This window comes from Mesorhizobium sp. NZP2077, from assembly GCF_013170805.1.
GTDB lineage: Bacteria > Pseudomonadota > Alphaproteobacteria > Rhizobiales > Rhizobiaceae > Mesorhizobium.
The window spans coordinates 6,396,227-6,419,247 of the sequence record NZ_CP051293.1 but is presented as its reverse complement, the minus strand read 5'-3'; the positions used below and the strand labels follow the sequence as shown (position 1 = coordinate 6,419,247).

Sequence of the window (23,021 nt, the reverse complement as noted above, 5' to 3'; positions counted from 1 at the left end):
ACCACTTATACCAACGGTCTTGGCTGCTGACTCTTTTGTGATTTTGGCCGATTTGCGCGCCGTGATTCCCTATTGCCGAAGGAGATTCGGCGATGGGATCAGCGGTGAAGTTGCGGACGAACTTTTCGGCGGGGGAGCTTCGCCGTCTTGCCCGGAACTCAAAGGATGTGCGCCAGAGCAGCCGGCTGTTGTCGATCGCAGCGGTTCTGGACGGCATGAGCCGGGCCGATGCGGCCCGGATCGGCGGGATGGATCGCCAGACGCTACGCGACTGGGTGCATCGGTTCAACACGGCCGGCCCCGATGGTCTTGTGGACCAATGGGCGCCGGGACCAGCGTCCCGGCTGTCGCATGAGCAGCAGGCCGAACTGGCCGCGTTTGTGGAGAAGGGCCCGGATCGTGCCGTCGATGGCGTCGTTCGCTGGCGGCGGATCGACCTGAAGAAAGCCATCAAGGACCGCTTCGGCATTGATTATGACGCGCGCTATGTCGGGAAGCTGCTGCACAAGCTCGGCTTCTCCCACATGAGTGTGCGACCGCGTCATCCGGCGCAGGATGCCCATATCATCGAGGAATTCAAAAAAACTGGCCTCGCACGCTGAAGGCGCATCTTTGCGACTTGCCGCCGCGCACGAAGGTGGAGATCTGGTTCCAGGACGAAGCAAGGATCGGCCAGAAGAACGGGATTGTACGGCAGTGGGCCAGACGCGGCACGCGGCCGCGACAGCCGGCCGACCAGCGCTACAAGAGCGCCTACCTGTTCGGCGCCATCTGCCCAGCACGTGGTACCGGGGCGGCTCTCGCACTGCCGTTTGCCGATACCGAGGCCATGCAACTCCATATCAACGAGATCAGCCGCCATGTCGAAAAGGGCGCCCATGCCGTACTCGTCATGGATCGCGCCGGATGGCACACCACCGCAAACCTCAGCATACCGGACAACATCACCCCGATCTTCCTGCCGTCGCGCGCGCCGGAGCTGAACCCGGTCGAGAACGTCTGGCAGTATATGCGCCAGAACTGGCTCTCCAACCGTGTCTTCGACAGCTATGACGATATCATCGATGCGGCCTGCGACGCCTGGCAGAAACTCCTCGCAGATTCCGAGACCATCACATCAATCGGGATGCGCCAATGGGCCCATGTCGGTCAAACCCCATGACTCTTGGTAAGGCGCGCTGGGTCTGCGAACAGGCGCATCAGCAGCTCAAGGAGGAACTTGGCCTCGACCACTTCGAAGGGCGCTCATGGACCGGCCTGCACCGGCACGCGCTGATGACGATGATCGCCTACGCCTTCCTGCAATCTCGCCGCCTCAAACAAGCGGGAGGGGGAAAAAAGAATCGTTGGCCCGCCGCCCCAACCGAGCCTACCCGCCGTCAGGCAAGCCATCCTCACCGCGCTAGCGCAGCCGCCCCCAATCCGTTGTCCCCACTGCCGCAGAGCCCTCTCCGCTAACAATCTGCCAAAGTAGTGCTAGGTGACGTCCGCCTTCAACGGCCGCACCATACACACAACAATCGAATCGTATGGCCATCTACTGTAATTGATTGTGAAAAGTGCGGCGCGGTCGTTGCAGACGTTAATGGCGCGGACGTAACGGATTTCGCCATCCTTGATCCCCGAGTACCTCGTCCATTTCGCAGTGACGCGCCGATAGCTCAGCTGCCGCCAGCCTTTTCGCCCTCCAACATCCGATGTTCGATCTCTGAGCTAAAGCTGGCCTTGCCGAGCCTTGCACCCCAGACGGCAAGGAACGCGTTTCCTGGCCCTGAAAGGCTGCACCCTGATCCTGATGCTGTGTCAGCACAAAACCAAGCTGGCGGACTCCGAAGGGCTGCAAGGGCGACCAGTCGCCTGTTCAGCCGCGCGGAGTGATGTGAGTGCTTCCGCACAATCTTCCGCTATCAGCCGCCCCGCCAAAAACTCCCGGATTTGATAGATCATGGTCGCCGCCGCTTCGAATCATCGATTAGGGAATCTCAACTTTAAATTAGATATTAGAAAGGTCTGATATAAAGCGGAAGCCTTCTTTCAAGGAAAGCCCTCCCGTGAAGAACCCGCGAAGCCCTGCCTGTCGTTATTAGCACACAGCCGAATGTCGGGCTGTCGAAGCAACGCAACAGGAGAGTGTCATGAATTCTTTCGTGAGGACCTTCGCCAGGGCTCTGGCTAGCAGTGCATTCGTTATTGCAATCTCTCTTCCCGTGAACGCAGGCGGAATTGGCGTTGGGGCTGGCGCATCCATCGGTGGAAGCGGCGGCGTAAATGCTGGCGTTGGTGCATCGGCCGGTGGATCAGGCGGTGTCGGGGTCGGCGCAGGAGCGTCGGTCGGTGGAAGCGGCGGCGTTAATGCCGGAGCCGGCGCCAATGTCGGCGGCGCTAGCGGCGTCAGCGCTGTGCTCGGCGCCTCGGTCGGCGGCGCCAACGGCATCAATGCCGGGGCTGGAGCCAACCTGGGCGGCACAGGTGGCATCACGGCTGGCTTGGGCGCCGATGTTGGCGGCACCAGTGGTGTTGGTGTCGGCGTTGGAGTTGGCGTGGGGGGTGTAACGACCCCAAGCAATCCGTCCAATCCCAGCACTTCCGTTCACCACTTGCCGAGCGTCGTGGCCGATATGTCGGACAGTCAGGTCGCTCGGATGAAAAAGCGCTGCGCCGATGTTCTTGCCAACTCCGGCAGCTACGACGGGGACCTCCGCCAACTCTGTCTCCTGATCGCGCGCCGTTAAAGCATACGCCAACTCAAAGGCCCGCCGGCTCGGGCCGGCGGGCTTTTTCATTTGCTCGGGCGCGGCGTTGGGAATTCGAGGATCCTGGCGTTAGGCTCCGGCTCCAGCGGCTCATGCCCCTAGTACTTCGTGCCAGAAGACCTGGCGTAGGTCACGCTGGTCGACCTTCTGGCCGCAGTTCGGGCAGTTGTAGAAATGCTGTCTCTCGATCCTTACCAAGTGTCCTGATCAGATCCCTCAACTGGTCGAGCGGGATGCCGTTTTCCACGGCAAAAACCGCTTCCTCGTGAACATCGACGACTTCGCGCTTTGGCTGTTGTTTGATCATGGCCCCACCCCTGGTTGCGAACAATTTAGCGCAATATTTCGTCGACTGCGGGTCGGACAAAGGCGGCCCGACAGTCCGTTGGGGTATGTTCGACTGACCGCCGGGCCTAGCCGGCTTGGGGCTTGTTGGGGGCAAGCCGGCTGATTCGACCCTAATATTAGCAACTCCGCAACAGAACCCTGTTCGGAAGTTTTCCCCGGTAATGGCCCATTTGGGGACGGCGTTGCTGGCACGGCTTTTGCATCGACAGCGTGCCGGTTGATCCCGGCCCTGATCGCGTACTCTCATCAGGTTGTAGGCTCGCCGGGCTTGAGGTTGTTGGGTCTTCGTCCGGCGAGCTTGCCGTCCTAGAGGCGAAAGCCCCGACGCTTGGGTCGAAGCCCCGGGGCCTTTGGTCATGTACGAACTACATGGCATGTCCGTTTATGAACGTGCCCTAATATGCTCACCAATCCGTAAATTCGGCACGCAACCTGAAGCTGGTGGTAGGCGAGGCTGGGGCAGGATTATATTCCTTCGTTGCGGCGACCCTTCAATGAAATCGCCATGCCTCAAAAGACTCTCGCCGACACCCTTGCCGCCCGCGAAACCGTCTACGTCAACTGCGGGCACCCGATGTGCTGCAAATCGACGAAGCTCGACATTCAGGCGCTGATCGACAGGCTCGGGCCCGATCATGGTTCGATGCACGACGACCTGGTAAAGATCTTCGCCTGCTCGCATTGCAAGGCCGCCGGCCGCGATCGCCGCCCGGTGTTCTTCACCTTCATTCCTGACTATGAGGGCCAGTAGCGGGAGCGCAACCGCGACTGGAAGCCGACATTCGAGCGTGGCGCGTAGGGACTTCAGTCTTAGTTGAGCAATCTCTAATATGCCTATAGCTTAGGCAGTGCGGGCCAATAACCCCCGAACCACACCCACCCGCAAATAGACCCGACGTGCGCCCAGGTTCCGCCGACCTGTGCGGCGCACGTCGGGCTATTTCTATTGGAACGGTGACTTAGCGATGACCGACAAGCCGGCCACAACCTACATCATCAGCGTGTTCGAGAAGCCGCATTGGCGCACCGTGCTGACCACCAAGGATAAGGTAAGGCCTTCGCTGTGGCGAAAGAGATCGGCGACAAGGTGCGGGTCCAGGAGATCACGCCGAAGTCGGAGAAGCGCTAGCCGGCTGTGTGGCGCCTACGGGCGGCTTGACGGCCAAAGCAACCATCAGTTTTGGCGAAGCACTCAACCTTCGATCGCCCCACGCAGCGCCACGGTGACGGCGGCTAGGTGATCTTCCGGCTTGCCGTTGTCGTTGGCGAGCGCTACGGCGTCTTCATAGCGCGACTAGCCTTGCGTGACCGTCGGTCCATTGGTGTTAGGCGGCTCAGTTCCTGACGTTGCCGGGGTGTTCCGCGTCGGCCATGAAGGCTGCAGCGCCCTCTGCGGTGCCAACGGGGTTGCTTTTGCCATACCGTCTACGGTTAGAACAGCCAGGTATGGCAGACCCAGCATTGGTGGGCAGTATACGGCATAGGACGCTGACTTTCGTTTCATCGCCCATGCTACCGGGGATACGCGCGTAGCGACTATCGGCGCTTGAAGTCGGCAAGCCCAAGGCGCAGCCGCTGACATTCCGCATAGGCCAGTGCGAATGATTCAATCTCGAATGATCGGGTAAGTTCCTGATCGTCCTCGGTGACCCGGACAAGCCATTCTCCGCAGTCCTCGACCACTTCAACGCAAGGGTGAACCTTGCCGTTTACGGGCACGCTATCCATCACAGCCTCCCTAGAAAGCAATGGGCACGTTGATTGTTGTAAGGCCGCTGGGATCGGGCTTTCAATAAAAAATGATGTGATCGCGCAAGCCCGTTATTCAGCCTCGCCGCGCCTTTTCCAGTTGCGGCCCATGTATGCGCAAGGCGGAGCAGTGACTTGATCAGTCTCATGGTTTCTTCAGCCTCACGCCAGCGCCGCCGCCATTCTCAGGGATGAACTCGACGCCGGCCGATTCGAGCGCGCGCTTCACCTTGTCTCGGGTCGCCCGCTGGTGGTCACCTTCTTGGATCGCCCGGCGCGTGTCGGTCATCTCGACAAATGAGGTGGCGAGGGCCGGTCGGCCGTCGATGGCGATTGTCGTTCCTCGCACCTCCAGATCGATGATCGAGCCGTCTTTCCGCACGCCGCGACACGAATATTCCGAGTTAGTTGTCTCGCTGCGGAGGCGCTCGTTCATCCGGTTCCGAACCATCTCCTTGTCGGTATCGACGACGAGGTCGAAGGGGGAGAGCTGGATGAATTCTTCTTCTGAATAGCCGAACAGCTCCCAGCATTTCTGGTTGGCATAGACAAACCGGGCGTCGAGCACGATCGTCATGCCGACCAAAGCGTGGTCGGCCAAGTCTTCAAAGACACCGAAAGCTGATTGTGAGAAACGGCCCGAAGGTGATCCATCGTGGTATTCATGGCTGCTCCCAGACGGAATGGACAGTGAGCGCCATGGCTTAACGAAAGGTTCGACATTCCGCGCAAGTTGCATCAATGCCCGATGGAACCGATGGAACGCTTCGTGAAGGGCGGGGAAGGACGTCCGGGAGGTGATCATCATGGATCTCAAAGCTCCGCGGCCGGCCAACGCCGCCTTCGCTAAATAGGCTCTCTCTTCAGCGCCGGCTCCGCCGCGCAGCCCCACAGCCATTCAACCAATGCTGGTTGATCCCGGCACTCCGCGCTTGGCCGCTTTTCATTGAGGCACTCGATGACAGAGCGCGCGGGAGCGCCAATCCTCAACGTAGTTTTACCGGCTCCAATTCAGCCTCTCGAGGAGGTGCCGGAGAATGCGTTTGAGTCTTAAGCCTGATCAAGTCCCTGACGTGTTCGACGCGTTGTTGAGCGAGTGCGGCCCTGAAGAGCGGTTGATATCTCATCTTATCGCGTTGGTAGCTGCACTCTGCCTCCAGCCGGAACGCTGACAGACGGCCGCCTCGGCTTGGCAGTCAAAGAGTTTGCTGATTGTCGGCATGGGCGATCAAGCTTTGCCGGCCACGCGAGTCGTCGGCAAGGAATGCGGCGGCAATCAAGTCGTCCCCATCAATGCGACCCTTATTGCGCTCCATCAGGGCCGCGACCTTCTGAAAAATGCGTAGGTCGCCATGCGTGATTTTTGCCTCGCGCATCCTTGCCGCCAAGTCGGCTATTCGTCTTCTCAATGTTGGAGATGTCGCGCTATCGTGGTTTAACATTGGTAAGCAATCCGGTGGCGCGTCCCAGCCCGGCGGCCTAGAGGCGACGGGCTGGGAGATGAAGTGATCAATCGTAGACCTTGACGATTTTGCGGGTAGTTGGATCGACAAGGACGGTCCGGTTGTCGATCACGACGTAGCGGTATTTGACGTTCGGGACTTCGTGCAACTCGACCGTATCCGGCAGGGCCGCGCCGATGTTAAGTTCCACACCGGGAACTTTCAGCGACGCAAGCGGCTGCTTTTTGACATACTCGCGGATGACGGTGTCCTGCTCCGGCTGGATGATGACGTCATCGGCTGCGGCCGCGCCGATTCCTGCAAACAGAACAACAGCCGCCGCGACGGCGGAAAGGTTCATTCTCATAATAATTCTCCTCTCGTGTGGGGTCGGGGCAGGCCTGTAGGCTTGGCACCCGGAGGCTAACTTTGCGAAATTGCAAATGTTCCGGCATCAGACTTCGGTCGAGTGCATGCTGGGACCTAAGTCTGATAAAACGCAGCAATGGTCCGAGCATCGCCGATAGCGGGAACCATCGTCGCCTTGTGAGATTTGTCCCGCGGAAAAACTGGGAGAATTCATATGGATAGGAGCGTTAGCCAGGCCCGGTGGCTGCTTGCGCCGGTGTTTGTAGCCGCCGTTGCGTTTCTCATGGTGGGGCTGGTTCTGGGCTGACGCTCGAGCGGATCCGCGCAGTTATGTCCCTTCCTGCGCGGATAGGGTTCGCTCGCCGCTTATCGGCGGGCGAACCCTCAACTTTTTCGACCGACCCGAGGCTGCCTGATGTCCGGAGATAGAGAGGCTCGATTGCTGGAGGCAGGATTTCTAGCAGCAGTGCCGATTTGCGTAGCGATCTCAGCACTCATCGCCCTTTTCACTTTGGCCAGGATCTGAACCGCTACCTTTTTATGGCGGCCGATTTTCTGGCTCGCCCACCAGGCTTCTACGTCATGATGATTGCCAGCGCATCACTTACGCCTGGATGTACGGCTCACAGGCCCGCAAGGATGGTAAGGAACGAGTCGTGCTAGAGTACTGGCAGGATCGGCACTGGGAGGCCAAAAGTAATCAGCGACGAAATGGAAGCTGAAGTCGATAAAGCGGGGGTAAGCTACTCGCCTGCGTCAACTTCTTAGACCATGGCTGAGCGACAACCTAGCAGGCCATTGGCGGCCCTCGTCGGCAGATTTGGTCCCAAGCGCGAGGCAACGATTTCGCAGCCCGGTTTGGGCTGGGGTGTGCAACCAAACGTGCGTAAGGGGGATGCATGTCGAGACTGGCGGATTGGCTGCGGGCTCGCGGGCTGCTTGGGCCAAAAGTCGTGCTACCTCCCTTTGTTACGCTGGGGCCGCACTCGCATGGCGTACATAGCGGATCGTTTCTCTTCCTCTCGGAGCAATCGCCGGTCAGGATTGGCGCTTACTGCGCAATTGCCGCCGAAGTTCGCTTCATTTGTCAAGCCGACCACCCAACGGAAACCGCATCGAATTTTGGATTGCAGGACCAGATCCTGAAAACCAAGACGACAATGCAATACCTTCGGACGAAAGGCCCTATCGTCTTGGGGAACGACGTCTGGGTAGGAGCGCGGGCGACGATCCTGTCGGGTGTTAACATCGGCAATGGCGCTGTGATTGCGGCGTGCAGTGTCGTCACCAAGGATGTGGAGCCCTATGCGATCGTTGCCGGCAACCCGGCACGGTTCGTCAGGTACCGCTTCTCGGCGGATACCATCGCGGCCTTGCAGAAGATCCGCTGGTGGGACTGGCCCATCGAGAGGATCAAGCAGGAGAAGTCAGCCTTCGACCTGCCTGCGGAAGAATTCGTTCGCCGGTTCAGCTAGCGGTCAGAGCTTTCAACCTTCTAACGCAAATTCCTGGAGGCTATATGACATGTCCGAGAGGCCCCAAGGCCGTCCGAATAAACGTCGTATGAGCCTAGAATTTCATGGCGATGCCCACGCGGAAGTCGTGCGTCTGAACTGTGTGCTCAAGCGTGCATCCGCCCCCGCAATACTCCAGCGACTTCTTGCCGAAGAAGGAGAAGTCGTACTCGCCACGCAGGAAGACATTGTGCGTTAGTGCCACGTCGACGCCAGCGCCGACGATGCCACCGACCAGGGTTGCGTCTTGTTCCGAGAAGCCAATCGCGTTGGTCTTCAACTTGGCCGCTGTGACACCCGCGGTCACGAAGGGCATATATCGCCCCATGTCCATGCCGACCCGCCCTTTTAGCGAGCCGAAGAGGCCGGTCGAGGCATCTAGCCTGCCTGGACCAGGGATGTCGCTGAAGCTCGACTTCTTGAAGCGATAGCCAAGCTCACCTTCCAAGCCATAGACGACCTTGCCTGATTCGAAGTTGTAGCCGGCGAAACCTCCGACGGTTGCCGAACCCACACTGTGTGTGGCACTTGCTCCGATATTCGGCTCATGAATCTTGTAGTGCTCAAGCGTGCCGGCGCCGAAGACGCCCGCATAAGCACCTTGCCAAGTCCATTCTGGGGTTTCCACAGGCCCGACCATATCGGCAGCCATCACAGGCGCACAAAGTGCGAGGCCAAAAACAGGAGCGAGTAAGAAGCTCTTCATCACAATCCCCAGCCGCCAAATCTACTGAATCGACGATAGGCAGCACCGATGCTTTTGTCTGTAACCGGAAGGCCACAGGGCTAGCTAAAACAGGGCCTTCTAATGCCTTCGTAAGGCGACCTGGACAAGGTAACTGTCTGGTCCGCCAGGCGACCATGCGGAGGAGATTTTGTGGTGGCCAGGCGACCCATGGCAGGGAGGTAACTTATCTCCGGCAAGATCAGCGTCGTAGATGAAGCCGGCAGGGATCCGCACCAATGTCCCAATCAGCTTTGCGCGACACTAAGAACACAAACCTACTGTGACGAAAATAATACAGCAATTTCAATGGCCTATGTATAAAGCAATATTATTGGGGATGGAATCAATGATCAAGGCATTCTACGCGTCCGTGGCCCTTGTCGCTCTGGCCGCACCGGCAAGCGCCGAAAGCGTGAACTGGACGGGCTATTATGCTGGCGCCGAAATTGGCGCTGGATTTTCGCACCCAGGCTTTGACGGTGGCAATGTCGTCGGCGGTTCGGACTTCAACGATACCGCTTTTGTAGGTGGCGTTTTCGTCGGTCATGATTGGCAATCTGGCCAGTTTGTTTACGGCGGCGTGGCGAGTTTCGACGTTCTCGGTTTCCACGAAAAGACAGCAGAAGATCCGATATTCGGTGGCAAGACGAATTCGTACACTTACGACGCCGATTGGGTCGCCTCCGCCAGGGCGCGCGCAGGCTTCTTGGCTACGGACCAGTTGTTGCTGTACGGAACCGCCGGTGTTGCGGTGACCCGCGTCAAAACGTCAGCGGATTTGTTTTTTGGTGGTTCGGATACCGTGAACAAGACGCGTGTCGGTGGTGCATTTGGAGCCGGTTTTGAATACGCCTTCGCTCCAAAATGGTCGTTCAAAACGGAATACGTCGAATATCTATTTGATAAGGTCGAGGTAGCAAACTCGATTGATCTCAAGCCGCGATTTGGAACCCTGAATTTCGGAATTTCCTACCGGTTCTAGCTTTGCTTGCGGCCTCCTCGCCGGCGTCGGGTTGACGCGGATCATGCGAAGCTCCGATCGGTCCTGAGAAGGATCACGCGCGTGGATGATGGATGGATCACCGGCCATTCGGGAGCGTGCTCAGCGAAGCTGTAAGCCAATTCGCTTCGCTGATGCGCCTCGATCTTCGGCTGCTCGAAGCAGAAATGCGGGCCAAGACCACGACGATCGTCTCGTCGGGGGCATGCGGCGTGGCTGCCGCCATGTTCTTTGTCCTGGCGGCATTCGCCCTGGTCCAGTTCCTCATCCTTGCGATGATCCACTTCGAGGTCGGCGCGATGTTTGCCTGCCTGATCGCCGGCCCCGTTTTGATCGGCGCAGGTATGCTATCTCTTCATTTGGCCAGGCGCGCGCTGATCGGATGGACCATCACGCCCGTAGAAACCGTCAACCAGGTGCGGACAGACCTCGCAGCCTTGAAGCAGGGAATTCGCTATGGCTCAACCCAGCAATGATATCCGCGATATCCTGGTGCAAAGCCGCGCTGAACGGCAAGCGCTGGTTTGGGCCGGTCAGCGAGTTGAGCCGCAGGCTCCAACCCAGGCATGTGGTGCAAGCCTCCACGCACTACGCCAAACAGAAGGTGATCGGGGTCCTTGGTGGCGTCTCGGATGCCGTCAAGGAGAATGGTGGCACTGCGGCCGCCGTGGCCCTCGGTGCCGTTGCTGTCTTCTATGCCGGAAGGAGAAGCGCTGGCGGCTATGTCCCCGCCGGAAGTGCGGGCGCGGACATTGAAACACTTACCAGCGGCGGGCATGCCGATGCTGGACCAAGCCGGTACCACGCAGCTCAGCGAAGTGCCGTGTCAAACCTGGAGCGAGCAAAGGTCATAGCCGGCTCCGCAGGAGGGCTATCTCGGCCATCTCATCGGCCGCGCTTTTCAGCCAACAGCCAAAGAGCATGCGCTGTTCGGCAAGGCCGCCGACGAAGTCCGGAACGTGGCGGCGCAGTTTGTCAGCGAGCACAAGCGCGGTGCCAAAATCGCGGCTGCGGGGGCGTTTGGCTTTGCGCGATTTGGCGCTGCCTTCCTGGCTGTCCTGGCGTTGGCCAGCGACTATTTCATGCGCACTGAAGATAGCGAAAAGCCGCGTGGCAACACGTTGTGACATGCGGATGCGAACGTGCGCAAATCTCGCTTGGAACGTCTCTGCCCTACGCAAGTTGTAAGCGTTCGGATTCAACCGTGAAGGATATGTTATGGCCAAGCGTCGAGAGCAAGAGACAGACTTAACGCCCGCCGAGGCGACGAACCGGATCTGGGAACTCGCCGAGAAAATCGACGTCTGCATGTTCGTGACCTGGGACGGCGAATACAATCGCGCTCGGCCGTTGTCAGCGCGCGTCTCACGTGACGAAAACGCCATCTATTTCCTCGTCAATGACGACAGCGCCAAGAACAAGCAGCTCGAGACCTATCCGAAAGTGACATTGGCCTGGAGCGACAGTATCCACTACAAATATGTCACCATCTCCGGTCCCGCTGTGGTGACCAATGACAGGCAAAAGATTGCCGAGCTTTGGGAGAAAACTGACGCTGCCTGGTGGGACACTGCCGACGACCCCGAGATCCGTCTGATAACGGTCAAGCCGGACGAGGGCGAGTTGTGGGATAGCCCTGGGATTGTCGTTGCTACGGCGAAGATGGTGTTTGCCGCAGTCACCGGAGCCAAACCGAACGTGGGCGAAAACGCCAAGGTCGATCTCTGACGGTCAGCCCGTCCTCAGCCTGCCGGACCCATAATTCCTCCCACGGTCACCAAGTGAGGGGCAGAGAATTAGCGTCGTAATGTTCGTTTGAATGCAAACAATTCGACGCGGCCATCTCGCAATGTTTCAATCCGTCCGGAGGGTGCGTTTGCTACGGCGAAGCCGTCGGTCCCGTTTTAAGGCGATCGCCAATTCCATTTCAAAGCGGCCGACAATTATCTGCGAGAACGGGACGTTGGAACGAAAGCGAGTGCTTGGCGTTACATGCGTCGTTGCTGAATAACTATTCGCCAAGGGAGGGTTCGGCGTTGCAGTTAAGCGGGGGCAGCGAGAAGCTCGCAGAACGTTTGGACGAACTCAGTGCGCTTTACGTGCTGACAGACCGTCTCTACCGCGCAAAGGCAAGTCACGAAGCTTTTGAAGCCGGTCTGGATGCCATTCGCGACGGATTGGGTTGCCAACGCGCGTCCATGCTGCTTTTCGACGAGGCAGGCGTGATGCGGTTTGTCGCTTGGCGCGGGCTATCAGAACGTTACCGAAAGGCTCTAGAAGGTCACTCGCCCTGGGTTGTCGGCGAACGCAACCCCGAGGCCATCCTCGTCTCACACATCGCCGAAACGGACGAACCTGCCGGCGTCAAAGAGATGATCGCTAGCGAAGGCATCGTTGGCTTGGCGTTCATTCCGTTGACGGTCCAGGGCGCGGTGGTGGGAAAATTCATGACCTATTATGAAAACCGGCATTCGTTTGCCAGGCATGAGATCGATCTCGCCACCACCATTGCCAGACAGATTGGGTTTTATCTCGAGCGGACCCGTGCGGAGAAGGCCCGAAGAGATGCCGAGGAAGAGTTGCGCGGATCCGAGCAACAGTTTCGCCTGATGTCGGAACACGCTCCGGTGATGATCTGGACGTGCGATGCTTTTGGCAAATGCACGAATCTAAACATGATGCTTCGCGAGTTCTGGGGCGTCGAGACCGATGATGTCCCAACGTTCAATTGGCACCCAACCATCCATCCAGATGATGCTGACGAAATTGGTGCTCGGATGATGCAGGCCTTGTCTACGAAGTCAGCCGTCTCGGTCCAGGGCCGCTACAGAAATTGCAAGGGGGAGTACCGCGTTCTGCTCACAACCGCTCGTCCCCACTTCTCCGCCAGTGGCATATTCCGCGGGCTGATCGGGGTAAATGTCGACGTCACGGAACGTGACCAGGCAGAGATGGCGATGCGCCACAGCGAGGAACGGTTTCGATCTGCTGTGGAGGCGGCCCCGAGCGGAATGGTGATGACTGACGAGGAGGGGCGCATCGTTCTCGTAAATCTTCATGCCGAAACCTTGTTTGGCTATGGACGGGAGGAGATGGTCGGGCAAGGCATCGAAATGCTGGTCCCCGATCGCTCTCGAGGCTCGCATCCGGTTTTTCGCCAGGGGTACGGGAGTTGTCCTCAGGCGCGCCCGATGGGTGCGGGCAGGGATCTCTATGCGCGGCGCAAGGATGGAAAAGAGGTGCCGGTCGAGATTGGGCTCAGCCCGATTCAGACGAGTGAAGGAATGATGGCGCTCGCTTCCGTGGTGGACATCAGCGAACGACGGCGGTCGGAGGCGCAAAGGGAGTTGCTGATGGCCGAACTCAACCATCGTGTGAAGAACACTCTGGCGGTCGTCCAGGGGATTGCGCAGCAGACGTTCAGGGGAACGCAGGCCACCGATGCCCATGCCGCGTTCGAAGGCCGGCTCATGGCTCTTTCGGCTGCGCACGACATCCTGACGCAGACCAGTTGGGAACATGCCTCTTTGGACCAGCTCGTTCGTGACAGCCTGCAGATCAGAGGCGCGTTTTCCACCCGGGTTTCGACAACCGGCCCCGCAATTCTGTTGCGGCCGAACCAGGCTCTCTCCCTGGCGCTCGCTTTCCATGAGCTGCTAACCAACGCAGTGAAGTACGGCGCCCTTTCAAACGAGGCAGGCAAAATTTCGGTGGAGTGGTTTCTTAGCGACAAGCCGAAGCCGAGGCTCAAGCTGGTTTGGAGCGAACTCGGAGGCCCCGCGGTTTTATCTCCAGCCAGGCGAGGCTTTGGCTCCCGTCTCCTCGAGCGGGGATTAGCCGCGGATCTCGAGGCGGACGTCGCGATGGATTTCCAACCTCAGGGCCTCGTCTGCAGGATCGATGCCCCATTGGCAGAGGGGAGGGTGCCTCAATGACGACATTGTCAGGCCGACGGGTGCTCATCGTCGAAGACGAATCCCTGATTGCCATGATGGCTGAGGATTTTCTGATTGAGCTTGGGGTCACTGTCATTGGACCCGCCACCACGATTGACGGCGCGATTGCGATGATCGAAACCGAAGAGATCGACGCGGCTGTCCTGGACATCAATATACGTGGGGAGCGGAGCGAGCGCGTTGCCGACGCTCTGCGGCTTCGGAGCATCCCGATAGTGTGCGCCACCGGATACGGCGAGGGTGCGTCTGACTTCGCCAAGGGATCGATGATTATCGCCAAACCGTATTCCAAAGAGAAATTAGACCATTCGTTGCGGTTCGCCCTCTTCGGATAGACTGATCCGACGGTCTCGCGGTGGGCGCGATTTTGGTGGCCGCGGGAGGCTAAGCGGAATGTGTTTGCACGAGCTGCCCGTCGTCTGCAGCGGTCGGCGCAAGTCTCCAGTGGCGTCATCGGAAATATGGATAGAGAAAGGACGAAGAGTCATTTTCGTTTCCTTTGATATATCTCGCCATCCGCATTTCGCTCGACGGACGCCGTAAAGCAGCCCGTCATGCGTCGAACGCTAAAAGTTCAGGCAACGTCGATAGATCGGGCAACACAGCCGCCGGTGAACAATCTGGATGGAGGTTCTCGCCCAGCCTGTCGATCCATACGGCCTGTATTCCCATTTCGTGACAGACCTTTAGATCGGTCACCTGCCCCATGCCCACGTGGACTGTTTCCTCCGGCGTCACACCGATGACGGAATGCGCATAATGGAATAGTCGGTGGTTCGGCTTGTAAGCCTTCGCCTGCTGGGCGGTCACCACGAAATCGATGGGCACTCCCATCGCAGCGACGGTCCCGGTGATCAGGTCGTCGTCCGTGTTGCTAATGATCGCCAGCTGATAAAATGACCGTAAGCGGAACAGCGCCGCCGGCACTTCTGGATGAGGTGGAATGTCGCGTAGGAACGACAGAAGCGTTTCCCCATCGTGCGGGCCGGGCGACAACCCGCGCCCAGTCATGGTTTCAACCAAACTGGATATCAGAACAGTCTTGTAGTCGCGATATGGACGCTGCTGCTGCTCCATCGACAAGGTTCTGAGCGTGTCGACCGCACCATCCAGCTCGGTGTCGCTCACTGATGAAACAGAGCGTTCTGCCAAGACGGCGCCGACGGCATTACGCAAGGCCTGGTGCCATTGCACCAGCGTACCGTAGCAATCGAAGGTGATGCACTTTGGTTTAGGGACCAATCTCAGCATAACTTTGCAAATTCCCATGTTAAGGGGGATCGCCCGTCGTGCGGCGTCCGGCTCGGTAAGGCCTGTCGACGCCTAGCTGTCAAACCGCGGTTATCTGGCGGGCGCGCATCGGCGGCGTCCTCGGGCCCCGTGTTGAAGGCTATTGCTTTATTTGGCGCCGTCTTGTGGATCCAAGGCTGAGAACGAGTAGGGTGCACGCATCGTGAAGCGGATTGGCAACATGATTACCGAACCGATTTGAAAACCGCTTCGTCGGCGTTTTTAGGTTTTTAGGTTTACCTGCTTGACTCGACAACCTTAGAAAAACCCAGACGGCAGCGCAACATGCGAGAAGCATCATGGACCCCAGGTCAAACGTAATTCGAGCGTTGCCGGAAATGTTCGCCGCGTACCCACCGATCCAGGAGGCCAATACGACGATAGCACACAGCGTAGAAGTGACCCATGCCCGCCGATAGCCCGCATACCAGGCCCGGCCCTACAAACGCCGGTAGCACCAAGTCGGTATGCGCTGCGATCACGAGCATGGTCGCAAAAGCAACGCATCCTCCGATCAAAACGGCGCCGTGCCGTTCGCTTCGATCGGCAAGCAATCCTCCAAACGGAACCGAGACGACGACGAGCCAGAGTACGACGCTTGTTGCTGCGCTCGCAGTCGCCATCCTAGCTCGCTGAGCATCGATGATCCAAAGCAGAAACCATGGCACGGCGGCGGAATCTAACCGCGGCTATTCTGCGGCGTCTTTGGTCCGCTCGGCTAAGGCAAAAGCGTGTAGGGTCTTTGTCTTGCCGTGGTCGCCCTCGGCATTTTGGTCCTGGATCAATAATCTTGGCTGCACCCCCACATCGCATCCGGCACCACAACCAGCTTGCCAACGAAGTCCTTTCCCATGAAGTCTTTCTGGGCGCGGTGGAAATTAGACAGTTTGTAGACGCCGCCAACCAGCGGCCGGATCTTTTTCGCTTCGATATAGCCGACGATGCGGCGGAAATCGGCGCGCGTACCCTGGCTCGAGCCGTGTAGCTGCAGCTGCTTGAGATACATGGTCCTGAGATCGAGCTGGACGACCGGGCCGGCGATCGCACCGGCGGTGGTGTAGCGGCCTTCCGGCCTCAGGATACGCAGCAGGTCGTTGAAGATCGCGCCGCCGACGAGGTCGGCCACGACGTCGATCGGCTGACCGCCGGTCGCCTCAGTCACGGCTTGCGGCAGATCGGCGACGCCACGGCTGATGACGCGTCGGCGCCGATCTCGAGCACCGCCTGCTCCTTGCCCTTGCCGACCACAGCATATGGAATGGCACCGCGCGCCCGTGCCAGTTGCACGATGCCGGAACCGACGCCACCGGAGGCGCCGGTGACAAGCACGCGTTCGCCGGCCTTCAGACCTGCGCGCTCCAGCATCTGTTCGCCGGTCAGGTAAGCACAGCAGAAGGTGGCGAGTTCGACATCGCTCATCTCCGTGTCTACGACATGCGCATTCTGCGCCGGCACGGTCTGGTACTCGGCGTAACCGCCATCGCGGCCGTGACCCGTATAGTCGATGTCGGCCAGCGAATCGTCGGCGCGGTTGTAGATGGAGAAATCGACCATCACCCGTTCCCCGATTCGGTCCGGCGAGACGCCTTCGCCGACAGCAGCAATGATGCCGACCGTATCGGTGCCCTGGATGCGCGGGAATACAAGTGTGTTGCCTTGGCGTCGCCATGTGGACACGGCGGCAGCGTCCTCCTCCGTGCCATAGGCGCCTTGCCGCACCCAGACGTCGGTGTTGTTCATGCCGCAAGCGCTGACCTTGACCAGCACTTCACCCGGGGCGGGCGAGGGCACTTTCACATCGGTGCGGTAGACGAGCTTTTCCGGTCCGCCGTGCCCGGTGAGCAGCACGGCGGCCATGCTGGTGGGAAGGGTCTTGGTCCTCGCATTCATCGGTCGATCTCAGAGATTGGCAAACACGCTGTTCACGGCATCGGCCGTCTTCGAAACGACGATGTCGGCTTCTTCACGCGTCAGGCAGAGCGGCGGCGCAAAGCCGAGGATGTCGCCCTGCGGCATAGCGCGGCCGATAACGCCGCTGGCGGCAAGGGCTGTCGCCACTTGCGGTCCGATCTTCTGCGAAGCCTCGAAGAACACCCGGTCATCCCGATCGGCGACGAACTCGACCGCCGCCAGCATGCCGTCGCCGCGCACATCGCCCACGTTCTTGTGGCTGCCGACCGCCTTGGTCAGCTCAGCGCGGAAATAGGCACCGATCTCCTTGGCATTGGTCACAAGGTCCATCTCGTCGATCAGTTCGAGATTGGCGACACCAGCAGCAACGCAGATCGGATGCGCCGAATAGGTCCAGCCATGGCCGAGCGAGCCGAGCTTGTCGGAACCCTCAACCAGCACCTGCCACATCTTGTCGGCGACGATGACACCCGACAGCGGCGCGTAGGCCGAGGTCAGGCCCTTGGCGATGGTTATCAGGTCCGGCTTGATGCCGTAGTGATCGGAGCCGAACATGGTGCCCAGCCGGCCGAAGCCCGTTACCACCTCGTCGGCGACCAGCAGCACATCATACTTCTTCAGCACCGCCTGGATCTTTTCCCAATAGCCGGCCGGTGGCGGCACGATGCCACCGGTGCCGAGGATCGGTTCACCGATGAAGGCAGCCACCGTCTCCGGACCCTCTGCCAGGATCATCTCCTCAAGCTTGTCGGCGCAGTGTTGCGAGAACTGCTCTTCGCTCATCGAGCGGTCGGCGCGGCGGAAGTAGTAGGGCGCGTCGGTGTGCAGGACGGGCGGACGCGGCAGGTCGAAGGCGTTGTGGAACAGGTCGAGCCCGGTCAGTGACCCGGTCATCACGCCCGAGCCGTGGTAGCCGCGCCAGCGCGAGATGATCTTCTTCTTCTCCGGCCGACCCAACACATTGTTGTAGTACCAGATCAGCTTGATGTTGGTCTCGTTGGCGTCAGAGCCGGAGAGGCCGAAATAGACCCGCGACATGCCCATCGGCGCACGGTCGATGATCATCTTGGCCAAGGTGATCGAGGCCTCGGTGCCGTGGCCGACATAGGCATGGTAATAGGCCAGGTTGCTCGCTTGGGTCGCGATGGCATCAGCAATTTTCTGACGGCCATAGCCGACATTGACGCAATAGAGGCCGGCAAAGGCATCGATGCTCTTCTTGCCATTGTTGTCCCAGACAGTAACGCCTTCACCACCGGCCATGATGCGCGTCGGGCTCTCGCCCCGCGCGTGCGTGCCCATATGGGTCGAGGGATGGAAGAAGTGGTCGCGATCCCAGGCGGCGAGTTCGTTGGACTGGTCGAGCATTTTTTCTACTCCTTGAGATGTGCCCGGACGGACTTATGCGACGTCCAGGCAGAGATACTTGAGATCCGTGAAAGCTTCGAGCCCGTGGTGCGAGCCTTCTCGGCCGATGCCGGATTGCTTGACACCGCCGAAGGGTATCGGCGCGCCGGTGATCTTGACGCGATTGATGGCGACCATGCCGTAGTCGAGCGCGCGGCCCATGCGTTGCTGGCGCGCGCCGTTCTCGGTCACGACATAGGCGACGAGACCATATTCGGTGGCGTTGGCGCGGGCGATCACTTCATCCTCGCTGTCGAACGGCGTGACGGCGGCGACCGGCCCAAAAGTCTCCTCGCGCATGATCAGCGCCTCGTCAGCGACATCGACCAGCAGCGTCGGCTGATAGAACAATGGCCCGGCCTGATGCCGCTTGCCGCCGGCGAGGCAGCGGGCGCCTTGGGCGATGGCGTCGGCGACCTGCTCCTCGACCTTTGTGACGGCGCGCTCATGCATCAGCGGTCCGATGTCGACTTCCCCGGCAAGTCCATTGCCGATCCGCAGCGCTTCGATACGCTTGGCGAAGGCGGCGCAGAAGCGATCGTAGAGCGGGCGCTGGATATAGATGCGGTTGGCGGCAAGGCAGTCCTGGCCCGACGTAGCGAATTTGGCATCGATGGCGATGCTCACGGTCCTGTCCAGGTCTACGTCGCCGAACACAATTAGCGGCGCGTGGCCGCCAAGCTCCATCACCAGCCGCTTCATTGTCGGCGCACTCTGGGCGGCGATCAGCCTGCCGATCTCGGTCGAGCCGGTGAAGCTCATGGCACGGACCCGCGGATCCTCGCACATCCGGCCGACGATCGTCGCGGCCGTGCCGGTGACGACGTTGAAAACGCCGGCGGGCAGGCCGGCGCGTTCGCCAAGTTCGGCCAGCGCCAGCGCCGATAGCGGCGTTTCCGAGGAAGGATGCGCGACGACGGTGCAGCCGGCGGCGAGTGCCGCGGCCGCCTTGCGGGTCAGCATCGCCGAGGGAAAATTCCACGGTGTGACGACGCCGACGACACCGAGCGGCTCGCGCCGCACCATCATTTCGGCATCCGGCAGATGGCTGGTGACGCTCTCGGCGTTGAGGCGTTTTGCTTCCTCGGCATACCACTCGACGAACGAGGCGGCATAATCGATCTCGCCGAGCGATTCCTGCAGCGGCTTGCCCTGCTCCAGCGTCATCAGCAGAGCAAGGTCGTCTTTCGCGGCAATGATAAGGGCGAACCATTTTCGCAGGATTTCTGACCGCTTCTGCGGCAACAGCGACCGCCAGGCCGGGAATGCCCGCGCGGCGGCATCGATCGCCTTTGTCGTTTGCCGCGCATCCAGCGCGGCAACGAAGGCGACCGTGCTTCCCGTCGCGGGATCGGTGACCTCAAAACTCTCGGCGGCCTCACTCGCCGTCCAATGCCCATCGACATAGGCAAGTTCGCGCAGCAGGCGGCGGTCAGCGAGGCGATCGAGCGCCTCATGGCGATGCGAGCGGGCGAAATGCGCGGACATGGTCGAGGCCTCCCGGTGCGGTCTGATGCCAGGAGATTATCCACCATGAGCAGACAGAGAGGCTGTTTGGGAGCCCGCTGATAGAGAGTCTCTCTCTATTGCACTGGTCGCGCAGGCGATCTCTCCGGCGCTACGGCGACGCCGGCAACAGGTCGGCTATGGGCAACGCGATATCGTCCTTCACCGTCTTAATGACGATGTAGGTGAAGTAGCGGTCGATGCCGATCTCGCGCTCGAGCAGGCTATCGACCAGCCGCTGGTAGGCATCGATGTCACGCGCCATCACCTTCAGCACATAGTCCACGCCGCCACCCACCGACCAGCAGGCGACAATCTCGGGGATGTCGCGGATGACGCGCTCGAAGCGGTCGAAATCGGCCTGGCGATGGCTGGCCAGCGTCACCTCCATCAGCACGGTGGCGACCGGCGCCACGACGCGCATGGCGATCCTTGCGTGATAGCCCGAGACGATGCCGGCTTTCTCCAGCTTGCGCAGCCGCATCCAGCAAGGCGTCGGCGACAGCCCCACCTGCTCGGCCAGCGCCAGCTTGGTGATGCGTCCGTCACGCTGGATGGCATCGAGGATCTTGAGGTCGATCGGGTCGAGTTTCGCAGCAGTCATCGGCGCCCACTTTTTCGTCCACAGTACCATGATGGCGCATTATTTCGATTGTCAATTGCACTGATTTCGATCTCTAATAAGTCATGACATTGTGGCAACCCGATCCAGCGCTCATCCGGCGGCCAGCCTATCAATCGCTTGCCGACCAGTTCGCGCGCGCCATCCATGACGGGCGCCTCGCCAATGGCGCGCGGCTGCCGACACATCGCCGGCTGGCCGATGATCTCAAGCTGTCGGTGCAGACGGTCAGCCGCGCCTATGAGGAGTTGATCCGGCGCGGCCTGATTTCGGGCGAGATCGGCCGCGGCAGCTTCGTCCAGACGCAGCGTCGCGAACCGGAGCCGCCCTATCTGCCGGAGCGTCTCGGCGAGGTCATCGACCTCTCCATCCTGAAGCCTGTCTGCGAGCCGATGCATCTGGAACGGCTGAAACAGGCGTTGGGCTGGCTGGCCGAGAATCTTCCCTCGAGTTCGGCACTTTCTTTCCGGCCGAATATGGTGTTTCCCCGCCACCGCGCTGTGGCGGTCGAATGGCTGAAACTGTGCGGGCTCGACGTCTCCGCGCAGAACATCAGCCTGACCAACGGCGCCACTGCCGGCATGACCGTGGCGCTGATGAGCGTGGCGCCGCCGGGCTCGACCGTTGCCACCGAAGCCATCGGCCACCACACGCTGGTGCCGCTGGCGCGCTATCTCGGCTTTAACCTTGAAGGCCTGCCAATCGACGAGAATGGCCTGATCCCAGAGGCGCTGGACGAGGCCTGCCGGCTGTCGGATATCCGCGCTGTGTTCGTGCAGCCTTCGGTGATCAACCCCACGGCAACGCTTATGGATGCGCGGCGGCGCGAAGAAATCGCCGCGGTTGCGCGCAAGCACGACATCGCCATCATCGAGAACGATGTGCTGGGGCCACTGGTCGAGGATCGGCCGCCACCGGTCGCGGCTTTCGCCCCGGAACGCACGCTCTACGTCACCTCCTTCACCAAGATCACCGTACCTGGCCTGCGCATCGGCTATCTCGCAGCGCCCGACCGCTATGTCGCCGCAGTTGCCAACCGCCATCTGGTCTCGAACTGGATGGCAACGCCGCTGGTGGCCGAGATCGCCACCAAATGGGTGACCGACGGCACGGCGATGGAACTTGTCCGCTGGCAGCGCGCCGCACTGCGGCGGCGGCAGGACATCGCGGCGCAAGTGCTTGCCGGGATCGACTATCGCGCTCGGCGCGACGGGCTGCACGTCTGGCTGCAACTGCCCGACGACCGTGCCGAGGAGGGCTTTGTCGCCCAGGCCCGGCTGCAGGGCGTGGCGATCGCGCCGGGCACCTCCTTCCGCATTTCGCACGCGCCGTGGCATCCGGCGGTGCGCATCTCGCTGGGCTCGACTACCGAAGGGGAACTGCGCGCCGGACTCGGCGTTGTCACCAAGCTCTTGCTTGGCGATCCGGAGCACCTGCTGCTCGCCATTTAGGCCAGTTTGCTCCGAAATTGTGCGGAATGGGAAATATTGTCATGATATTATTTTCCCAATTGACATGATTTGGCGGGTTCCGCATCGTTAAGGGCACAGGCTTCTCCAGCACGGGGAAATTCATTTGTCCGCAACCGCGCCCATCATCAAGATCGACGGTATCTCGAAGAGCTTTGGCAGCTTCAAGGTGCTCGACGGCTTGTCGATGCAGGTCATGCCGCGCGAGAAGCTGGCGCTGATCGGCCCGTCCGGCTCGGGCAAGACGACGATCCTGCGCATCCTGATGACGCTGGAGCGCATCGATGGCGGCCACATCCAGATCGAAGGCGAGCAGCTCTACCATATCGAGCGCAATGGCCAGCTGCTTCCGGCGGACGAGCGCCATCTGGCCCGGATGCGGCAGAAGATCGGCATGGTCTTCCAGCTGTTCAACCTGTTTCCGCACAAGAGCGTCATCGACAATGTGACGCTGGCGCCGATGCTGACCAAGGGCATGCCGCGCGCTGCCGCTGAGAAGCGGGCGATGGAACTGCTCGACATGGTCGGCATGGCCGACAAGGCCAAGGCGATGCCGGCGCAACTGTCGGGCGGCCAGAAGCAGCGCGTGGCGATCGCCCGTGCGCTCGCCTTGCGGCCTAAAATCATGCTGTTCGACGAGGTGACATCGGCGCTCGATCCGGAACTGGTCGAGGAGGTGCTCAACGTTTTGTGGCGGCTCTGCGCCGAGACCGACATGACCATGCTGTTGGTCACTCACGAGATGGGTTTTGCCCACGACTTCGCTGACCGAGTGCTGTTCTTCGATCGCGGCAGGATCGTCGAGGAAGGCAAGCCCGACGAGATATTCCGCAATCCCAAGCAGGAGCGCACGCAAGGTTTCCTGAAGAAGATCATCGCGGCCGGACATCGCGTCTGACCGCAGTGGCAATGGGTGGAGAAAAGCCGCCTTTCAACAACACCAGAATCAACAAAACCA

Annotated in this window: 21 protein-coding genes and 4 pseudogenes; 12 read left to right on the top strand and 13 right to left on the bottom strand. The window is 60.2% G+C overall.

Annotation, left to right across the window (positions count from 1 at the left end):
* Nucleotides 1–92 precede the first annotated feature (92 nt).
* Nucleotides 93–1,162, top strand: a protein-coding gene (locus tag HGP13_RS31740) for an IS630 family transposase (protein ID WP_172233425.1) whose coding sequence is annotated in 2 segments (ribosomal slippage) — nt 93–579 and nt 579–1,162 — 1,071 coding nt in all. Because the reading frame shifts where the segments join, the coding sequence is not laid out codon by codon here.
* 8 nt (nt 1,163–1,170) lie between these two features.
* Nucleotides 1,171–1,458: pseudogene (locus tag HGP13_RS31735) on the top strand (IS701 family transposase); the annotation flags it as partial.
* Between the two features lie 839 nt (nt 1,459–2,297).
* Here the strand turns inward: HGP13_RS31735 and HGP13_RS38835 are convergent.
* Nucleotides 2,298–2,705 (bottom strand): hypothetical protein, encoded by a 408-nt coding sequence (locus HGP13_RS38835; RefSeq protein WP_172233422.1) that lies wholly within the window; start codon nt 2,703–2,705, stop codon nt 2,298–2,300.
* 178 nt (nt 2,706–2,883) lie between these two features.
* Complete coding sequence (locus HGP13_RS31725) at nt 2,884–3,060, bottom strand: hypothetical protein (RefSeq protein WP_172233419.1); 177 nt, start codon at nt 3,058–3,060, stop codon at nt 2,884–2,886.
* 546 nt (nt 3,061–3,606) lie between these two features.
* On the opposite strand from HGP13_RS31725, the gene HGP13_RS31720 reads away from it, so the two are divergent.
* Nucleotides 3,607–3,852, top strand: a complete 246-nt coding sequence (locus HGP13_RS31720) for a hypothetical protein (RefSeq protein WP_172233416.1) — start codon at nt 3,607–3,609, stop codon at nt 3,850–3,852.
* 785 nt (nt 3,853–4,637) lie between these two features.
* On the opposite strand, the gene HGP13_RS31715 is transcribed toward HGP13_RS31720, so the two are convergent.
* From HGP13_RS31715 to HGP13_RS31700, 5 genes and pseudogenes are all read right to left on the bottom strand, one after another.
* Nucleotides 4,638–4,829 (bottom strand): hypothetical protein, encoded by a 192-nt coding sequence (locus HGP13_RS31715; RefSeq protein ID WP_172233413.1) that lies wholly within the window; start codon nt 4,827–4,829, stop codon nt 4,638–4,640.
* A 166-nt stretch (nt 4,830–4,995) separates the two neighbouring features.
* A pseudogene (locus tag HGP13_RS38830) lies at nt 4,996–5,088 on the bottom strand (transcriptional regulator); the annotation flags it as partial.
* 45 nt (nt 5,089–5,133) lie between these two features.
* A pseudogene (locus HGP13_RS31710) lies at nt 5,134–5,589 on the bottom strand (PAS domain S-box protein); the annotation flags it as partial.
* Between the two features lie 457 nt (nt 5,590–6,046).
* Nucleotides 6,047–6,226 (bottom strand): hypothetical protein, encoded by a 180-nt coding sequence (locus HGP13_RS31705; RefSeq protein ID WP_348647111.1) that lies wholly within the window; start codon nt 6,224–6,226, stop codon nt 6,047–6,049.
* Nucleotides 6,227–6,359: 133 nt separating this feature from the next.
* Nucleotides 6,360–6,659, bottom strand: a complete 300-nt coding sequence (locus HGP13_RS31700) for a DUF1236 domain-containing protein (protein ID WP_172233405.1) — start codon at nt 6,657–6,659, stop codon at nt 6,360–6,362.
* Between the two features lie 901 nt (nt 6,660–7,560).
* Between HGP13_RS31700 and HGP13_RS38665 the strand changes: the two genes are divergently transcribed.
* The gene (locus HGP13_RS38665) at nt 7,561–8,136 is read left to right on the top strand and encodes a CatB-related O-acetyltransferase (protein WP_172233402.1); all 576 of its coding nucleotides are present in this window, start codon (nt 7,561–7,563) and stop codon (nt 8,134–8,136) included.
* 94 nt (nt 8,137–8,230) lie between these two features.
* Here the strand turns inward: HGP13_RS38665 and HGP13_RS31690 are convergent, their stop codons facing one another.
* On the bottom strand, nt 8,231–8,881 hold the full coding sequence (locus tag HGP13_RS31690) for an outer membrane protein (protein WP_172233399.1): 651 nt from the start codon (nt 8,879–8,881) through the stop codon (nt 8,231–8,233).
* Between the two features lie 367 nt (nt 8,882–9,248).
* Between HGP13_RS31690 and HGP13_RS31685 the strand changes: the two genes are divergently transcribed.
* The 6 genes from HGP13_RS31685 to HGP13_RS31660 all read left to right on the top strand — a co-directional run bounded on the left by HGP13_RS31685 (nt 9,249) and on the right by HGP13_RS31660 (nt 14,193).
* Nucleotides 9,249–9,884 (top strand): outer membrane beta-barrel protein, encoded by a 636-nt coding sequence (locus HGP13_RS31685; RefSeq protein WP_172233396.1) that lies wholly within the window; start codon nt 9,249–9,251, stop codon nt 9,882–9,884.
* Nucleotides 9,885–9,976: 92 nt separating this feature from the next.
* Nucleotides 9,977–10,378 (top strand): phage holin family protein, encoded by a 402-nt coding sequence (locus HGP13_RS31680; RefSeq protein ID WP_172233394.1) that lies wholly within the window; start codon nt 9,977–9,979, stop codon nt 10,376–10,378.
* 483 nt (nt 10,379–10,861) lie between these two features.
* Entirely contained in the window at nt 10,862–11,029 is a 168-nt protein-coding gene (locus tag HGP13_RS31675) for a hypothetical protein (RefSeq protein WP_172233392.1), read from the top strand.
* 91 nt (nt 11,030–11,120) lie between these two features.
* The gene (locus HGP13_RS31670) at nt 11,121–11,630 is read left to right on the top strand and encodes a pyridoxamine 5'-phosphate oxidase family protein (RefSeq protein WP_172233390.1); all 510 of its coding nucleotides are present in this window, start codon (nt 11,121–11,123) and stop codon (nt 11,628–11,630) included.
* Between the two features lie 272 nt (nt 11,631–11,902).
* Nucleotides 11,903–13,837, top strand: a complete 1,935-nt coding sequence (locus HGP13_RS31665) for a PAS domain S-box protein (protein WP_172233388.1) — start codon at nt 11,903–11,905, stop codon at nt 13,835–13,837.
* Nucleotides 13,834–14,193, top strand: a complete 360-nt coding sequence (locus HGP13_RS31660; RefSeq protein WP_246707185.1) for a response regulator — start codon at nt 13,834–13,836, stop codon at nt 14,191–14,193. Before HGP13_RS31665 ends, HGP13_RS31660 begins: the two co-directional genes overlap by 4 nt.
* Before the next feature lie 217 nt (nt 14,194–14,410).
* Here HGP13_RS31660 and HGP13_RS31655 read toward each other — a convergent pair whose 3' ends face one another.
* The 5 genes and pseudogenes from HGP13_RS31655 to HGP13_RS31635 all read right to left on the bottom strand — a co-directional run bounded on the left by HGP13_RS31655 (nt 14,411) and on the right by HGP13_RS31635 (nt 20,576).
* Nucleotides 14,411–15,109: an HAD-IA family hydrolase gene (locus HGP13_RS31655; protein WP_172233386.1), complete on the bottom strand. Its 699-nt coding sequence runs from the start codon at nt 15,107–15,109 to the stop codon at nt 14,411–14,413.
* A gap of 820 nt (nt 15,110–15,929) precedes the next feature.
* Nucleotides 15,930–17,038 (bottom strand): annotated as a pseudogene (locus HGP13_RS31650) (alcohol dehydrogenase family protein).
* 9 nt (nt 17,039–17,047) lie between these two features.
* Nucleotides 17,048–18,427: an aspartate aminotransferase family protein gene (locus HGP13_RS31645; protein WP_172233384.1), complete on the bottom strand. Its 1,380-nt coding sequence runs from the start codon at nt 18,425–18,427 to the stop codon at nt 17,048–17,050.
* Nucleotides 18,428–18,460: 33 nt separating this feature from the next.
* Nucleotides 18,461–19,954 (bottom strand): NAD-dependent succinate-semialdehyde dehydrogenase, encoded by a 1,494-nt coding sequence (locus HGP13_RS31640; protein WP_172233382.1) that lies wholly within the window; start codon nt 19,952–19,954, stop codon nt 18,461–18,463.
* Between the two features lie 130 nt (nt 19,955–20,084).
* Nucleotides 20,085–20,576: an Lrp/AsnC family transcriptional regulator gene (locus HGP13_RS31635; RefSeq protein ID WP_172233380.1), complete on the bottom strand. Its 492-nt coding sequence runs from the start codon at nt 20,574–20,576 to the stop codon at nt 20,085–20,087.
* Between the two features lie 83 nt (nt 20,577–20,659).
* Here HGP13_RS31635 and HGP13_RS31630 point away from each other — a divergent pair, with 83 nt between their 5' ends.
* Together HGP13_RS31630 and ehuA are read left to right on the top strand one after the other, a co-directional pair.
* The gene (locus HGP13_RS31630; protein ID WP_172233378.1) at nt 20,660–22,045 is read left to right on the top strand and encodes a PLP-dependent aminotransferase family protein; all 1,386 of its coding nucleotides are present in this window, start codon (nt 20,660–20,662) and stop codon (nt 22,043–22,045) included.
* 124 nt (nt 22,046–22,169) lie between these two features.
* Nucleotides 22,170–22,961 (top strand): ectoine/hydroxyectoine ABC transporter ATP-binding protein EhuA, encoded by a 792-nt coding sequence (gene ehuA, locus HGP13_RS31625; RefSeq protein ID WP_281410984.1) that lies wholly within the window; start codon nt 22,170–22,172, stop codon nt 22,959–22,961.
* Nucleotides 22,962–23,021 lie beyond the last annotated feature (60 nt).

Coding starts and splice junctions, on each gene's coding strand:
- HGP13_RS38665 (WP_172233402.1), top strand. CDS start 7,561: ATGTCGAGACTGGCGGATTGGCTGCGGGCTCGCGGGCTGCTTGGGCCA.
- HGP13_RS31700 (WP_172233405.1), bottom strand. CDS start 6,659: ATGAGAATGAACCTTTCCGCCGTCGCGGCGGCTGTTGTTCTGTTTGCA.
- HGP13_RS31645 (WP_172233384.1), bottom strand. CDS start 18,427: ATGCTCGACCAGTCCAACGAACTCGCCGCCTGGGATCGCGACCACTTC.
- HGP13_RS31670 (WP_172233390.1), top strand. CDS start 11,121: ATGGCCAAGCGTCGAGAGCAAGAGACAGACTTAACGCCCGCCGAGGCG.
- HGP13_RS31705 (WP_348647111.1), bottom strand. CDS start 6,226: ATGCGCGAGGCAAAAATCACGCATGGCGACCTACGCATTTTTCAGAAG.
- HGP13_RS31635 (WP_172233380.1), bottom strand. CDS start 20,576: ATGACTGCTGCGAAACTCGACCCGATCGACCTCAAGATCCTCGATGCC.
- HGP13_RS31685 (WP_172233396.1), top strand. CDS start 9,249: ATGATCAAGGCATTCTACGCGTCCGTGGCCCTTGTCGCTCTGGCCGCA.
- HGP13_RS31630 (WP_172233378.1), top strand. CDS start 20,660: ATGACATTGTGGCAACCCGATCCAGCGCTCATCCGGCGGCCAGCCTAT.
- HGP13_RS31680 (WP_172233394.1), top strand. CDS start 9,977: ATGGATCACCGGCCATTCGGGAGCGTGCTCAGCGAAGCTGTAAGCCAA.
- HGP13_RS31715 (WP_172233413.1), bottom strand. CDS start 4,829: ATGGATAGCGTGCCCGTAAACGGCAAGGTTCACCCTTGCGTTGAAGTG.
- HGP13_RS31655 (WP_172233386.1), bottom strand. CDS start 15,109: ATGCTGAGATTGGTCCCTAAACCAAAGTGCATCACCTTCGATTGCTAC.
- HGP13_RS31640 (WP_172233382.1), bottom strand. CDS start 19,954: ATGTCCGCGCATTTCGCCCGCTCGCATCGCCATGAGGCGCTCGATCGC.
- HGP13_RS31660 (WP_246707185.1), top strand. CDS start 13,834: ATGACGACATTGTCAGGCCGACGGGTGCTCATCGTCGAAGACGAATCC.
- HGP13_RS31690 (WP_172233399.1), bottom strand. CDS start 8,881: ATGAAGAGCTTCTTACTCGCTCCTGTTTTTGGCCTCGCACTTTGTGCG.
- HGP13_RS31725 (WP_172233419.1), bottom strand. CDS start 3,060: ATGATCAAACAACAGCCAAAGCGCGAAGTCGTCGATGTTCACGAGGAA.
- HGP13_RS31720 (WP_172233416.1), top strand. CDS start 3,607: ATGCCTCAAAAGACTCTCGCCGACACCCTTGCCGCCCGCGAAACCGTC.